The 14,309-nt window shown below is 71.0% G+C and carries 14 protein-coding genes; 7 read left to right on the top strand and 7 right to left on the bottom strand.

The genetic code is table 11. The features are described 5' to 3' along the window. Positions 1-32: 32 nt before the first annotated feature. From FHS29_RS32345 to FHS29_RS32330, 4 genes are all read right to left on the bottom strand, one after another. Entirely contained in the window at positions 33-905 is an 873-nt protein-coding gene (locus FHS29_RS32345) for an amino acid ABC transporter permease (RefSeq protein ID WP_184697529.1), read from the bottom strand. Beyond that, positions 902-1,549: an amino acid ABC transporter permease gene (locus FHS29_RS32340; protein ID WP_184697526.1), complete on the bottom strand. Its 648-nt coding sequence runs from the start codon at positions 1,547-1,549 to the stop codon at positions 902-904. Before FHS29_RS32340 ends, FHS29_RS32345 begins: the two co-directional genes overlap by 4 nt. A 184-nt stretch (positions 1,550-1,733) precedes the next feature. Continuing rightward, positions 1,734-2,621, bottom strand: a complete 888-nt coding sequence (locus tag FHS29_RS32335; protein WP_184697523.1) for a glutamate ABC transporter substrate-binding protein — start codon at positions 2,619-2,621, stop codon at positions 1,734-1,736. A 65-nt stretch (positions 2,622-2,686) separates the two neighbouring features. Beyond that, entirely contained in the window at positions 2,687-3,415 is a 729-nt protein-coding gene (locus FHS29_RS32330) for an amino acid ABC transporter ATP-binding protein (RefSeq protein WP_184697829.1), read from the bottom strand. Between the two features lie 160 nt (positions 3,416-3,575). On the opposite strand from FHS29_RS32330, the gene FHS29_RS32325 reads away from it, so the two are divergent. Together FHS29_RS32325 and FHS29_RS32320 are read left to right on the top strand one after the other, a co-directional pair. Continuing rightward, a complete protein-coding gene (locus tag FHS29_RS32325) occupies positions 3,576-4,253 on the top strand; it encodes a response regulator transcription factor (protein WP_184697520.1) in 678 nt (225 codons plus the stop codon). Next, positions 4,254-5,633: a sensor histidine kinase gene (locus tag FHS29_RS32320; RefSeq protein WP_184697518.1), complete on the top strand. Its 1,380-nt coding sequence runs from the start codon at positions 4,254-4,256 to the stop codon at positions 5,631-5,633. Positions 5,634-5,654: 21 nt separating this feature from the next. Here FHS29_RS32320 and FHS29_RS32315 read toward each other — a convergent pair whose 3' ends face one another. After that, positions 5,655-6,614, bottom strand: a complete 960-nt coding sequence (locus FHS29_RS32315; RefSeq protein WP_221456957.1) for a TAXI family TRAP transporter solute-binding subunit — start codon at positions 6,612-6,614, stop codon at positions 5,655-5,657. A 295-nt stretch (positions 6,615-6,909) separates the two neighbouring features. On the opposite strand from FHS29_RS32315, the gene miaB reads away from it, so the two are divergent. Together miaB and FHS29_RS32305 are read left to right on the top strand one after the other, a co-directional pair. Then, complete coding sequence (miaB, locus tag FHS29_RS32310) at positions 6,910-8,394, top strand: tRNA (N6-isopentenyl adenosine(37)-C2)-methylthiotransferase MiaB (RefSeq protein WP_184697515.1); 1,485 nt, start codon at positions 6,910-6,912, stop codon at positions 8,392-8,394. Beyond that, the gene (locus FHS29_RS32305) at positions 8,391-8,864 is read left to right on the top strand and encodes an Rv2732c family membrane protein (protein ID WP_184697512.1); all 474 of its coding nucleotides are present in this window, start codon (positions 8,391-8,393) and stop codon (positions 8,862-8,864) included. The genes miaB and FHS29_RS32305 overlap by 4 nt, the downstream gene beginning before the upstream one ends. Before the next feature lie 575 nt (positions 8,865-9,439). On the opposite strand, the gene FHS29_RS32300 is transcribed toward FHS29_RS32305, so the two are convergent. Next, entirely contained in the window at positions 9,440-10,762 is a 1,323-nt protein-coding gene (locus FHS29_RS32300; RefSeq protein WP_184697509.1) for a DUF349 domain-containing protein, read from the bottom strand. Between the two features lie 217 nt (positions 10,763-10,979). On the opposite strand from FHS29_RS32300, the gene FHS29_RS32295 reads away from it, so the two are divergent. Genes FHS29_RS32295 through dapF form a run of 3 tightly spaced genes read left to right on the top strand, consistent with a single transcriptional unit; the run spans position 10,980 to position 13,384 of the window. Beyond that, the gene (locus FHS29_RS32295) at positions 10,980-11,660 is read left to right on the top strand and encodes a class III extradiol dioxygenase subunit B-like domain-containing protein (protein WP_184697506.1); all 681 of its coding nucleotides are present in this window, start codon (positions 10,980-10,982) and stop codon (positions 11,658-11,660) included. Between the two features lie 4 nt (positions 11,661-11,664). After that, positions 11,665-12,573, top strand: a complete 909-nt coding sequence (gene miaA / locus FHS29_RS32290) for a tRNA (adenosine(37)-N6)-dimethylallyltransferase MiaA (RefSeq protein WP_184697504.1) — start codon at positions 11,665-11,667, stop codon at positions 12,571-12,573. A gap of 10 nt (positions 12,574-12,583) precedes the next feature. Continuing rightward, positions 12,584-13,384, top strand: coding sequence for a diaminopimelate epimerase (gene dapF, locus FHS29_RS32285; RefSeq protein WP_376774489.1), 801 nt, complete (start codon positions 12,584-12,586; stop codon positions 13,382-13,384). Here the strand turns inward: dapF and FHS29_RS32280 are convergent. Then, on the bottom strand, positions 13,381-14,253 hold the full coding sequence (locus tag FHS29_RS32280) for an SMP-30/gluconolactonase/LRE family protein (protein ID WP_184697499.1): 873 nt from the start codon (positions 14,251-14,253) through the stop codon (positions 13,381-13,383). The two genes, dapF and FHS29_RS32280, sit on opposite strands and share 4 nt — an antisense overlap. Positions 14,254-14,309 lie beyond the last annotated feature (56 nt).

Raw genomic sequence — 14,309 nt, 5'->3', positions numbered from 1 at the left:
CGGAGCGCTCCCCCTTTTCGGCGGCAGAACCGCTAGATGCCGGACGCGTTGGTCAGGGCGACCTTCTCGATGTCGTCCTTGTTCCTCGGCTCGATGACCTTCTTGTTGCGGCGGTTGCGCTTCTCCAGCCACGTCGCCACCCAGGTGAGCAGCAGGCACAACACGATGTAGATCGCGGCGATCACGATCGTCATCGGCACCAGCGGCCGGCCGAACTGCCCCTGGCTGCCGAGGTACTTCGCGTAGTTCAGCAGCTCCTCGTACTCGATGATGAAGCCCAGCGCGGTGTCCTTCAGCAGCACCACGAGCTGGCTGATGATGGTCGGCAGCATCGCCCGCAACGCCTGCGGCAGCAGCACCTGGACCATCACCTGCGTCTTGCGCATCCCCAGCGCGTACGCGGCCTCGGTCTGACCGCGTGGCAGGGACAGCACGCCGGCGCGGAACACCTCCGCCAGCACCGAGCCGTTGTAGAGCGTCAGCGCGGCCACCACGGCGACGAACGGGGTGAGCTTGATCTGCACCGTCGACAGGCCGTAGTAGAACAGGAAGATCAGGATCAGCAGCGGGACGGCGCGGAAGACCTCCACCAGGAAGGTGGCGGGCACCCGCCAGACCGCGTGCTCGGACAGCCGGCCCGCGGCCAGGATCGCGCCGAGCAGCACCGCAAGCAGCGCGGCCAGCGCGAACGCCTTCAGCGTGTTGCCCAGCCGCTTGACCAGCTCCAACTGGACCGTCTCGTACTGGAGCCACTCCCACATGCGCGGCTCGAACTGGCCGCTGTCGTAGAAGCGGTAGCCGATGAAGCCCAGCACGCCGAGCACACCGAGCAGGCCGACCGCGGCGAACAGCCGGTGCCGCATCCGCGCCCGCGGGCCGGGGACGTCGAACAGGACGGAGCTCATCGGGCCACGCTCCAGCGCTTCTCTAGGGCGCGTTGCACCAGGGTCAACGGGATCACCAGGAGGACGAAGCAGAACGCCACCCAGGACAGGCCGACCAGCATGTTCGCGCCCTCGTCGGACAGCACGTAGCTGATCGAGCCGGCGTCGGACACCGAGAAGCCGGCCGCGATGGTGGTGTTCTTCAGCAGCGCGATCAGCGTGCTGACCAGCGGCGGCACCACCGAGCGCATGGCCTGCGGCAGCACCACGCTGAACAGCATCTGACCGAACGTCAGCCCCAGCGCGCGGGACGCCTCCGCCTGCCCCACCGGCACCGTGTTGATGCCCGAGCGGACCACCTCGCAGATGAACGCCGAGGTGTAGAGGGTCAGCGCGACCACCGCGCCCTGGAACGGGTCCAGCCGCACGATCTTGAGCAGCGGGTAGGCGAACGCGAAGAAGAAGAACACCAGGGTCAGCGGGGTGTTGCGGACCAGGGTCACGTAGGCCGTGCCGGTCACGCGGAACACCGGGACCGGGCTGACCCGCAGCATCGCCAGGAGCGTGCCCAGCACCAGCGACCCGACCGCGGAGTACAGGAACAGCTGGATCGTGGTGCCGAATGCCCGGAGGAACAGGTCGGAGTAGGTGGAAAGGACGCTCATGGGACTTCCTCGCCGAGGGACGTCATGGGGGTGGCCGGTGACCACGCCGCGGACGACGTGGTCACCGGCCACCATCAGAGCTGATCAGTGGCGCCCACGGTGGGACCGCCCACGGTGGATCACGCCCGGTGGGACACCGACCCGGTGTGCGACCGGCCCACCGCGGAGCCGGAGCGCGACCGGATCAGTAGCGCTCGATCACCGGCTTCTGCGCCGGGGAGCCGGACTTGCCCAGCGTGGCGTCGTAGATCGCCTGCCACTCGTTGCCGGAGATCGCGGTCTCCAGGACGTCGTTCACCTTGTCCCGCAGCGGCTTGTCGTCCTTGGGCAGGCCGACGCCGTAGGGCTCCACCGAGAACGGCTTGCCGACCACCCGGAACTTGTCGCGCTCCTCCGCCGCGTAGCCCTTGAGGATCGCGTCGTCGGTGGTCACCGCGTCGATCGCGCCCTCGGCGAGCTTGGCCACGCACTGCGAGTAGTTCTGGTACTCGGAGATGTTCTCCGGCTCGGTGTAGCCCTTCTCCTTGACGTTCTTGATCGGCGTAGAGCCGGTGACCGAGCAGACCTTCTTGCCCTTGAGGGTCTCCGGGCCGGTGATCGAGTTGTCGTCCTTGCGCACCAGCAGGTCCTGGCCGGCGGTGAAGTACGGGCCCGCGAAGGCCACCTTCTCCTTGCGGCCCGCGTTGATCGTGTAGGTGCCGACGTAGTAGTCCACGTCGCCGTTGATCAGCGCCTGCTCGCGGCCGGCGGACGCGATCGCCTTGTAGTCGATCTTGTCCTCGGCGAAGCCGAGCTGCGCGGCGATGAGCTTCGCGATCTCGATGTCGAAGCCGCTGTACTTGTTGGTCGTCGCGTCCTTGAGGCCGAGGCCGGGCTGGTCCTCCTTGACGCCGATGACGACCTTGCCGCGCTCCTTCATCTTCTCGAACGTCTTGGAGCCCTCGACCTTGACGTCGGTGGCGACCTTCTGCGAAGGGGCCGGGGACGACGCGCCGGGGCTCCCTTCCTTGCCGCACGCGGTCAGGGCGAGGCCACCTGCCAGCAGCACCACCGCAAGGGTGCGAACCCTCATCGTCTTTCTCCTGCTCTTCTTCGGTGTCTGGCGGCGCCAGGCTCAGCGCCGCGGTCGGAGGAACTTCAGTGGGTCAGGATCTTGCCAAGGAAGTCCTTCGCGCGGTTGGACTTCGGCGCGGAGAAGAACGCCTCCGGCGTCGAGTCCTCGACGATCTCGCCGTCGGCCATGAAGAGCACGCGGTCGGCGGCCTTGCGGGCGAAGCCCATCTCGTGGGTGACCACGAGCATGGTCATGCCCTCCTTGGCCAGCGTGGTCATCACGTCCAGCACCTCCTGGACCATCTCCGGGTCCAGCGCGGAGGTCGGCTCGTCGAACAGCATCACCTTGGGACGCATCGCCAGGGCGCGGGCGATCGCCGCCCGCTGCTGCTGCCCGCCCGAGAGCTGGGCGGGGTACTTCTCCGCCTGGTTCGCGATGCCGACCCGCTCCAGCAGCTCCATGGCCGTCTTGCGGGCCTGGGCCGCCGGCGTCCTGCGGACCTTGACCGGCGCGAGCATCACGTTGTCCACGATGCTCTTGTGGGCGAACAGGTTGAACGACTGGAAGACCATGCCCACGTCCGCGCGCAGCCTGGCCAGCTCCTTGCCCTCGGCGGGCAGCGGCTGACCGTCCACCTCGATGGTGCCCTTGTCGACCGGCTCCAGGCGGTTGATGGTGCGGCAGAGCGTCGACTTGCCGGAACCCGACGGCCCCAGCACCACGACGACCTGGCCCTTCGGCACCTCCAGCGTGATCTCTTTGAGCACGTGGAGAGGCCCGAAGAACTTGTCCACGCCCGCCATCCGGATCATCGGCGGAGCAGGTGTGGGGGCGGTCATCCGGTCCTCCAGGGGGTTCCTTCAGCGATGGCGGGAAACCTAGGTGTGCGTCACCCACCAGTCCAGGCGGTTGAGCAAGACTTAGGGTCTCAACTCTGTCACAGGCAGGCGACAATAACTCGGGAGGACGCCGGTGCGCGTGCTGTTGGTCGAAGACGACGACCGCGTCGCGGAAGCGCTGGTCCCGGCGCTGACCCGGCGGGGTTTCACGGTAGACCGACAGGCCACCGGTCGGGGGACGCTCGATCGGCTGGCCGGGGTCGACGTGGTGCTGCTGGACCTCGGCCTGCCGGACATCGACGGCGTGACGCTGTGCCGGCACATCAGGGCGGCGAGCGACGTGGCGATCATCGTCGTCTCGGCGCGCGGGGAGATCGACGACCGGATCCTCGGTCTGCACGCCGGCGCGGACGACTACCTGGTCAAGCCGTACGACGTGGGCGAGCTGGTGGCACGGGTGCACGCGGTGCGGCGGCGGCGCGGCGACCCGGTGGGTGTCGGCGGCACCGGCACGGAGGTGTTCGAGGCGGCCGACGTGCGGGTGGACCTGGCCCGGCACGAGGTCACCGTGGCGGGTGAGGCGGTGGCGCTGTCCCGCAAGGAGTTCCAGGTGTTGGCGCTGGTCATGGCGGCGGGCGGCGCGGTGTGCACGCGGGAGCGGATCCTGGCCGAGGTGTGGGGCCGCACGTGGGCGGGCGCGAACCGGACCCTGGACGTGCACGTGGCGACGCTGCGCACCAAGCTGGGCCGGCCCGCGCTGCTGCAGACCGTGCGCGGCGTCGGTTACCGGCTGAGCGCGAACGGGGGCTGAGTGCGTTCACGGCTGCTGGGCATCGTGCTGACCCTGGTGGTGCTGGTGCTGGTCGGCATGGGCGTGCCGCTCGGGCGCGGGGTCGCCGGCACCGAGCAGCAGGAGATGTTCCTGGACCGGCTCACCGACACCGCCCGGTTCGCGTCGGTGGCGCAGCGACCGCTGATCGACGACCAGCCCGCGCTGATGGAACGCGAACTGGCCCGCTACCAGGACCTGTACGGGATCAAGGTGGCGCTGCTGGACCGGTCCGGGCTGGTGGTCGCCGCGTCCGGGCCGGGCGTGGACGTGACCTCGGAGCCGGCGTCGGACCTGGTCCGGGGCGCGTTGGCGGGGCGGCAGCCGGTCGCGCCGGGTCTGCTCATGCCCTGGGACGCGGCCGAGCTGGTGCTGGCCGAGCCGGTGCTGGTGGACGGGGAGGTGCGCGGCGCGGTCGTCACGTTCTCCCCCACCACGAAGACCCGGCTCGAAGTGCTGGTGTGGTGGATCGTGCTGCTCGCGGCGAGCCTGCTGGTGCTGGCGCTCGCGGTGATGGCCGCGTTGCCGCTGGTGCGGTGGACGCTGCGGCCGGTGCGGCGGCTGGACGACGCGACCGGCGCGCTGCTGGCCGCCGTGGTGTCGGGACGGCCGGTGCAGCCGGTGGGGTCGTCGTCGGGTCCGCCCGAGCTGCGGCAGCTGTCCCGGTCGTTCGACCAGATGGCCGCCAACGTCGGCGACGTGCTGGCCGCGCAGCGCGCGTTCGTCGCGGACGCGTCGCACCAGCTGCGCAACCCGTTGACCGCGCTGAAGCTGCGACTGTCCAACCTGGAAGGTCACGTCTCCGGGGACGCGGTGGTGCACCAGGAGGCGGCGCTGGAGGAAGCCGACCGGCTCAACCGCATTTTGGAGGAACTGCTGTCCATGGCCCGCGCGGGCTCGCCGTCGGTCGACCCGGTGGCGGTCGACCTGGACCGCGCGGTCGCGGGGCGGCTGTCCGCGTGGCAGCCCGCCGCCGCGTCCCGCTCCGTGGACCTGGTGCTGGACGGCGAACCCGGCGGCATGGCGCTGGCCCCGCCGCGCGGCGTGGAGGCGGTGCTGGACGCCCTGCTGGACAACGCGCTGAAGTTCGCGCCCGACGACACCCTGATCCGGGTGGACGTGCGGCGGCACTCGTCGCTGGTGCACCTGTCCGTGCGGGACGAGGGGCCGGGACTGGCGCCGGACGAGCTGGAACGGGCCACCGACCGGTTCTGGCGCTCGCCGGCGCACCAGAACATCCAGGGGTCCGGGCTGGGGCTGGCGCTGGTGCGGCAGATCGTGGAACGCGTCGACGGGACCGTCCGGCTGTCGCTGCCCGAGGACGGCGGGCTGCGGGTGACGGTGACGTTCCCGGCGGTCTAGCGCTGCCGGCCGTTCCCGCGGCTAGACCTTCACGTCCCGGTAGTAGTTCTGCGCGCCGGGGTGCAGCGGGATCGGCGTCGTCTCGATCGCCGATCTGATCTCGATGGACCTGGCCACCGGACTGGCCGCGACCAGCTCCGGCTGGGCCCGGAACAGGCCCCTGAGCAGCGCTTCCGCCACGTCCTCCGGCATCGCGTCGGTGACCAGCAGGAAGTTGCGCACCACCAGGGTGGTGATCGGGGTGGTGACCGGGCCGCCGGGCAGCTCGTAGGCCGAGGCGGGCAGCGTCGCCGACCCGTACACCGGGTAGAGGCGGCGCAGGTTGGGCAGCACGTCCCGCAGGTCCAGCATCCGGATCTTGACGGTGGTGGCGAGCGTGGTGACGCCGGTCGTCGGAACGCCGCCCGACCAGAAGAACGCGTCCAGCACGCCGTCCCTCATCGCGTCCGTGGTGGCGTTGAGGTCCAGGTACCGGGCCTGAAGGTCCTCGGTGGGCGAGATGTCCGCCGAGCGGAGCAGCCGTTCGGCGATCAGCTGCACGCCGGAGTCGCGTGCGCCGACGGAGACCCGCAGGCCCTTCAGGTCGGTGAGCTTGGTCGCCGGGAGGTCGGCGCGCACCGCCACCTGGAGGTAGTCGTCGTGCATCCGGGCCAGCGCGAGCAGCCGGTGGCCGCCCGTGCTGCTCTGGGCCTCCTCGGCGGCGTCGGCGGCGCTGAACCCCACCTGGGCCCGGCCGGTCCGCAGCCGTTCCAGGTTGTCCACCGAACCCGCCGTCTGCACCACCTGCGGCCGGGGGATGCCGGGGTCGCGCGTCCAACTGTCGGCCAGGGCGGTGCTGAGCTTGTGGTAGACGCCGGTGTCGCTGCCCGCCGCCATGGTGAGCCGGACGTGGTCGAAGTCGTCGCCGCAGGCCGTCACGGACAGGGCGGCCAGGGCCAGCACGACCCCGGCGGCGCGCACTCGCAGCAGCGTTCCCGGCATCCCGGCATCGTCGCACGTCCGCGCACCGCACCGGACCCGGTGACAGGGATCGGGCGGGAGGATCGGGCGTGGTGGCTCGTGGTCGTCGGAGTGCGCGGGATCGGCCGGGTCCACGTGCTGTGTGTCGGACCGCCGAGGCTGTGCCTACCATGGTCGGAGTGCCGGCCGCAGGACGCACGCGGCGTCGAGTGGGCGAGTCGGCTCGGACCACGCGGGAACCGACCTGTGAACAGGGGTGGCGGCCTCGTGGTGACCGTGGTCGAGAGGACTACTGACCAGGGGATATGGTAACTACGTGAGCGCGTTGCAGGTTCCGAGGACCTACCAGATCCGCACGTTCGGCTGCCAGATGAACGTGCACGACTCCGAGCGCCTGGCGGGGATGCTCGAAGACGCGGGCTACGCGCCCGCCGACGGCGGCACGCCGCCCGACGTGGTGGTGTTCAACACCTGCGCGGTCCGGGAGAACGCGGACAACAAGCTCTACGGCACGCTCGGCCACCTCGCGCCCGCCAAGACCGCCAACCCGGACATGCAGATCGCGGTCGGCGGCTGCCTGGCGCAGAAGGACCAGGGCGAGATCGTCAAGCGGGCCCCGTGGGTCGACGTGGTCTTCGGCACGCACAACATCGGGTCGCTGCCGGTGCTGCTGGAACGCGCCCGGCACAACCGCGAGGCCCAGGTCGAGATCCTGGACTCGCTGGAGACCTTCCCGTCCACGCTGCCCGCCCGCCGCGACTCCGCCTACTCCGGGTGGGTGTCGGTGTCCGTCGGGTGCAACAACACGTGCACGTTCTGCATCGTCCCGTCGCTGCGCGGCAAGGAGAAGGACCGGCGGCCCGGCGAGGTGCTCGCCGAGGTGCGGGCGCTGGTCGACGAGGGCGTGCTGGAGGTGACGCTGCTCGGGCAGAACGTCAACTCGTACGGCGTGGAGTTCGGTGACCGGTACGCGTTCGGCAAGCTGCTGCGCGCGGCGGGCGGGATCGAGGGCCTGGAGCGGGTCCGGTTCACCTCGCCGCACCCGAAGGACTTCACCGACGACGTGATCGCCGCCATGGCCGAGACGCCGAACGTGTGCCACCAGCTGCACATGCCGTTGCAGTCCGGGTCCGACCGGGTGCTGAAGGAGATGCGGCGGTCGTACCGTTCCGCCAAGTACCTGTCCATCCTGGACAAGGTGCGGCTGGCCATGCCGGACGCGGCCATCACCACGGACATCATCGTCGGGTTCCCCGGCGAGACCGAAGAGGACTTCCAGGCCACTTTGGACGTCGTGCGCGAGTCGAGGTTCGCCGGCGCGTTCACCTTCCAGTACTCCAAGCGGCCCGGCACCCCGGCCGCCGAGCTGCCGGACCAACTGCCGAAGGAAGTCGTGCAGGAACGCTACGACCGGCTGGTGGCGCTGCAGAACGAGATGTCGTGGGAGCAGAACAAGCTCCAGGTGGGCCGTGCGGTCGAGGTACTGGTCGCGCACGGCGAGGGCCGCAAGGACGCCGAGACGCACCGCCTCTCCGGACGCGCGCGCGACGGCCGCCTCGTGCACTTCGCGCCCGGCGATGCCGCCATCAGGCCCGGTGACGTGGTCGAGACCGTGATCACCTACGCGGCTCCGCACAACCTCATCGCCGACGCGGCGCTGCTGAGCCACCGCCGGACGAAGGCCGGTGACCGGTCCGAGGCGGGCATCAAGCCGAAGACCGCCGGCGTAACCCTGGGCCTGCCGAAGTTCGGCGCCCCGGAACCGCTGCCGACCCCGGTCGGCGGGTGCTCGGTCGCATGAGCGAGGAGCGTGACGACCTGGCCGGCCTGCGCGACGAGATCGACCGCGTCGGGCGGTCCGCCGCCAAGCGGTTCGACCCCGGCGCGGGGGCGCTCACCATCGCGGTGGCCGTGCTCGCGATCCTGTTGTCCCTGGTCCTACCGTGGGTCGGGGACAGCACGGGGCTGCGGGTGCTGCTGGGCGAGGCGCCCGCACTGCCGAAGGTCTTCTCCTACGCGGCTCTGATCGCGGGCGTGCTGTTGCCCGCCGTGACGTTGGTCGTGCGGCGCTGGGCGTTGGCCTGGTTGTGCGCCTTGGCTTCGTTCGCGTCTTCGGTGAGCGGGGTGCTGTCGATCTGGATGACCCAGACGACCACCGGCCACCAGCCCGGCCCCGGCCCCGGCCTGGGCTTGATCCTGGCCGTCGTGGCGATCGTCGTACTGCTGGTGAAGTGGCTCCGCATCGCCGCTTCCCGTGCCGGTCTCCAGTAGGCGCTCGCCTGCGGCACTGTCGCCGACACCTGTGTCTTCGTGTTCTCCCCGTATGGCCTGCCCGGAGGGCTACCACGCTTGTCCTGGGGGTGCAAGCACGCTTCACCGCTTGCACCCCCAGGACAAGCGTGGTCGTCTTTGACAGGCCATGCGGGGAGAACACGACGCCCTTCCGTTTTTCCTCCCCCGGAGGCCTGCCAAGCGGCGAGCGTCGCCTTTGATACTTGGATCCGTACGACACTGAGTTCAAAGATTAAAAGCGTCCTCGCCGGACGGGCAGACCACCAAGGATCCCTCAAAAGCCAAAGCATAAAAGATACGAGCAGGCTGTGTGTCATCCCCGTACGGCCTGGTCAAAAGACAACCACCCTTGTCCGGGGAGTGCAAGCGAAAAGCGTGCTTGCACTCCCCGGACAAGCGCGGTTCGCTGCGCGCAGGCCATACGGGGATGACACACAGCACGGCAGAGGTGTGCGCACAGCGCGGGAAAGTTGGGCGGGCTTCCGTGCGCGGGAAGGCGAAAGGCCGGGCTGCCTTTCGCGTGTGAAAGGCAGCCCGGCCTTTTGCTCGGCCTGTCAGCGGGAGGCTACGGCCTGTTCTGCGGCGGCCAGCCATTCGCGCCATTGCTTGGCCTGGGCTTCGGCCTGTTCGGCACGGCGCTTGTCGCCTGCCGAGCGGGCCTTGGCCGCCTGGGCCTCGAACTGCTCGACGCGTTCCCGGAACTGGGCCACGCGCGCCTCCGCCTCGGGGTCGGAACGGCGCCATTGGGCGTCCACCGCGCCGCGCACCCGCTCCTCGATGGCCCGGAGCTTGCCCTCCAGTTCACGGACCCGCTCGCGGGGCACCTTGCCGATCGCGTCCCAGCGCTCCTGGATCTTGTACAGCTGCTGCCGCGCGGCCTCCAGGTCGTGGGACGGGTCGATGTGCTCGGCCTCGGTCAGCAGTTCTTCCTTGAGCTTGGCGTTGGCCGCGAACTCCGCGTCGCGTTCCGAGAAGGCCTCGGAGCGCTTGGCGAAGAAGGCGTCCTGGGCGGCCCGGAAGCGCTGCCAGAGCGCGTCGTCGGCCTCCTTCGGAGCACGGCCGGCGGCCTTCCACTCGACCATCAGTTCCTTGTACCGGCCGGCGGTCGGGCCCCAGTCGTCGGACTCGATGAGCTTCTCGGCCTCCTCCACCAGCTCCTGCTTGCGCGTCTTGGCGACCCCGCGCTGGCGGTCCAGGTCGGCGAAGTGCGAGCCGCGCCTGCGGTTGAACGCGTCCCGGGCCTTGGAGAACCTCCGCCACAGCTGCTCGTCGGTCTTCCGGTCGACGCCGCGGATGGTCTTCCACTCGTCCAGGATGGTCCGCAGCCGGTCACCCGCCGCCTTCCACTGGGTGGACTCGTTGGCCAGGACCTCGGCCTCCTCCACCAGTTCGAGCTTGCGGGCACTGGCCTGGGCCCGCGCCTCGTCCTTGGCCGCCTTCGCCGCCTCCAGGCCCTCCTCGGCCTTGGCCAGCACGTGCTCGACCCGCGCCGCCAGCGCCGCCAGGTCGCCCACCACGGCCGCGTCCGCCAGGCTCTCCTGCACGTGCTTCGCACTGGTCAGCGCATGCTTCGGGTCACCCGCGCCGGACGAAAGCCGGGTCACCAGCAGCTCGACCTCGGTGCGGATGTCGTCGAACCGGCGCGCGAAGTGCGCCAGACCCTCGGCGGGCTCGCCCGCCTGCCAGGAACCGACGACCCGCTCGCCGTCGGCCGTCTTGACGTAGACGGTGCCGTCCGCGTCCACGCGCCCCCAGCGGTCAGGGTGGTCCGACGCCACGGGGACCGGCGGAGGCGTGCTTTCCGTCCGCGTCTGCTCGACCACCGCCCCCGTGCCACTGTCGCCAGTGGCTTCCGGTGTCGTCTCGTGCTCCGTCATCGCCGGCTTCCTCCTCGCCTGCCCACTTCGTGGTGCCCGTGCCGACCACGGGCGCCCCGCCGATGGCGGGGCCCAGCACCCGAGTACCTGGGGCGTCCGCTCGACCCTGCAAGCAGGCTTCGCGGACTCCTCGTCAGTCCCCAGTACCCCGCGCGCATTCAAACAGGTCAAGCCTCACATCGGTACCGGTGGTGGCCGATGAGTAACGTCGGTTGCCATGATCTCGCGTGTCGCCGTGGTGCCGCACCCCCCGCTGCTCGTCCCCGAACTGGTCGGCGGGGCGGTCGCCGAGACCGCACCAGTGCGGGCCGCGTGCCTTGCCGCAGCACGGGATCTGGCCGCGCACGACCCGGACTGGACCGCCGTCGCGGTCGACCCCTCCGGGCCCCGCACCCTGGCGGACGCTTCCGGCACGTTCCGGGGCTTCGGCGTCGACGTGCCCGTCTCGCTCTCCGACCGGCCGTCCTCTGTGGAGCCCCACCTGCCGCTGCCCGCCCTGGTCGCCGGGTGGCTGCGCGAGCACGCCGGAGCACGCAGCGTGCGCGTCCACCTGGTGCCACCGGACCTGCCAGCAGCGGAGTGCATCTCATTCGGGTCACGGTTGGCCGGACGGGCGCTCCTCGTGCTCGGCGACGGCTCCCACCGGCACGGCGAGCAGGCCGTGGGGCGGCCGGACGACCGCGCCGCGACGTTCGACGAGGACGTGCGCAAAGCGCTGGCCACCGCCGACGTGGAGTCGCTGAAAGGCCTGGACCCGGCGCTGGCGGACGAGCTGGGCGCGCAGGGGCGGGCCGCGTGGCAGGTGCTGGCGGGCGTGCCCGGCCCGTGGCGGTGCAGCCGGTCGGAGTTCCTCGCGCCGTACGGCGTCGGGTACCACGTGGCCGTCTGGGAGGCTTGAGCGCGTGAACGCCCCAGTCCCGATCGCCGTCGTCGGCCCCACCGCCACCGGCAAGTCCGACCTCGCCGTGCGGCTCGCCGTGGAACTGGGCGGCGAGGTGGTCAACGCCGACTCGATGCAGCTGTACCGGGGCATGGACATCGGCACCGCCAAGATGAGCCCGTCGGAGCGGCAGGGCGTGCCGCACCACCTGCTCGACGTGCTGGACGTGGTCGAGACCGCCTCGGTGGCCGTCTACCAGCGCGAAGCCCGCGCCGCGGTGGAGTCGGTGCGGGCCGCCGGGCGGGTGCCGGTCCTGGTCGGCGGGTCCGGCCTGTACGTGCAGGCCGTGCTGGACGACCTGATGTTCCCCGCCTCCGACGACAAGGTCCGGGCCCAGCTGGAAGGCGAGCTGGCGGTCTTCGGGGCCGAGGTGCTGCACGCCCGGCTGGCGCAGCTCGACCCGGCCGCCGGGCTGGCGATCCTGCCGTCCAACGGGCGGCGGGTGGTCCGGGCGCTGGAGGTCATCGAGCTCACCGGGCAGCCGTTCTCGGCGACCCTGCCCAAACCCGGCCCGGCCCGCTACGACACCGTGCTGGTGGGGCTGGACCGCGAGGTGTCCGAACTGGACGAGCGGGTCGACCGGCGGGTGGACCGGATGTTCGAGGCCGGCCTGGTGGCCGAGGTGCGCGCGCTGGAGGCCCGTGGCCTGCGCGAAGGGCGCACCGCGTCGCGGGCGCTGGGGTACCAGCAGGTGCTCGCGGCGTTCGACGGCGAGTACGACCTGGAGACCGCCGCGGCGGAGACGGCGCAGGCCACCCGGCGGTTCGTGCGCAGGCAGCGGTCCTGGTTCCGCCGCGACCGGCGGGTCACCTGGTTCGACGCCGGCTCCGAACGGCTGGTCGACGACGTGCTCGAACTAATCGCGAAGTAGCCTGGTGGGCGTGGGAGTCGAGTTTCTGAAGGGTCACGGCACGGAGAACGACTTCGTGGTGCTGCCCGACCCGGACGGCCTGCTGGACCTGACCGAGTCGCGCGTCCGGGCGCTGTGCGACCGGCGGCGCGGGCTGGGCGCGGACGGCGTGCTGCGGGTCGTGCGGCCGGACTTCGGTCCCTGGTTCATGGACTACCGCAACGCCGACGGCTCCATCGCCGAGATGTGCGGCAACGGCGTGCGGGTGTTCGCCCGGTACCTGGTGGAGGCGGACCTGGTGCCGCTCGGCCCGTTCGCCGTGGGCACGCGGGCCGGTCAGCGGGAGGTCGTGGCGCACGACGACGGCACCGTGACCGTGGACATGGGCCGTGCGCTGGTCACCGGCGCCTCCACCGCGCTGCTGCACGGCGTGGAGTTCGCGGGTGTGGCCGTGGACGTCGGCAACCCGCACCTGGCGTGCGTGACCACCACCCCGGTGTCGGCGCTCGACCTGCGCGACCAGCCCGGCTACGACCGCGAGGTGTTCCCGCACGGCGTGAACGTCGAGTTCGTCAACGTCCTGGACGACGGGGCGCTGCTGATGCGGGTGCACGAACGCGGCATAGGGGAGACCCGCTCGTGCGGCACCGGGACCGTCGCGGCCGTCGCGTCCTGGCTGCACGGCACCGGCCGGCACACCGGGAAGGCCACTGTGGACGTTCCCGGCGGGCAGGTGTCCGTGGTGATCGACGAGGAGTCGTCCACCCTCTCCGGCCCGGCCGTGCTGCTCGCCCGCGGCGAACTCGACCAGGCCTGGTGGGACGCCCTCTAGAGGCGGAACACCTCCAGCCTGCCCAGCCGGTCCACGGCGACCACCTCGGGCTGCGAGACGGGCGCGGTGCAGCAGACCAGCCGGTCCCCGACCAGCGCGACCGCGAAGCAGTTCTGGCCGGTCTCGACCTTGTGCGTGATCTTCCCGCCCTCGACCACGCGGAACGCGTACGGCTGGAGCGCCGGGGCGACCCAGACACCGCCTTCGCCGTCCGTCGCGATGCCGTCCGGGGCGATGAAGTGCTCCCTCAGCGGGGCCCAGACGCGCCGGTTGGACAGCGTGCCGTCCTCGGCCACGTCGAACGCGGTGAGCCCGAACGCGAGCGTCTCCGCGACGACGAGCGTCCTCGGCGCGCCCTCCTCGTGGGGCAGGAACCCCATCCCGTTCGGAAACTTCAGGTCGTCGGCGGCTTCCGACACGGTCCCGTCGGGCCGGACCAGCGCCAGCGGCGTGCCCGGAGCCACCCAGCCGGGCTCCAGCATCGACGCCTCGCCGCCCGCCGCGATCGCCCCGTGCAGGTCGAACCCGAAGTTGCCCACGTAGGCCCGACCTCGGCCGTCCACCAGCATGTCGTTGGCGTGGAACGTGGCGATGCCGCTCAGGTCGGCGTGCAGGACCAGCGTGTCGCCCTCCAGCCTGCGCACCGTGCGGTCCTTCATGGACACCACCAGCAGCCGCCCGTCCGGCAACCACCCGAGGCCGGACGGCTGTCCGGGCACCGTGCAGACGACGGTCTCGTCGCCGGTGTCCAGGTCGAGCGCCCGCACCTCGTGGTCGTAGAAGTCGGAGTACCAGAGCCTGCCGTCGGGGCCGTGCCGAGGCCCTTCGCCGAACCGGAGGCCCTCGCGCAGCACGGTGGTGTCAGCCATGGCCGTCGACGCTAGTGATCACCGGAAGGTCCCGCATCGCCCGCAGTGGTGACGCC

The organism is Saccharothrix tamanrassetensis (assembly GCF_014203665.1).
Classification (GTDB): Bacteria; Actinomycetota; Actinomycetes; order Mycobacteriales; family Pseudonocardiaceae; genus Actinosynnema; species Actinosynnema tamanrassetense.
The sequence above is the reverse complement of the archived record's forward strand: the minus strand, read 5'-3'. Positions and strand labels throughout refer to the sequence as shown.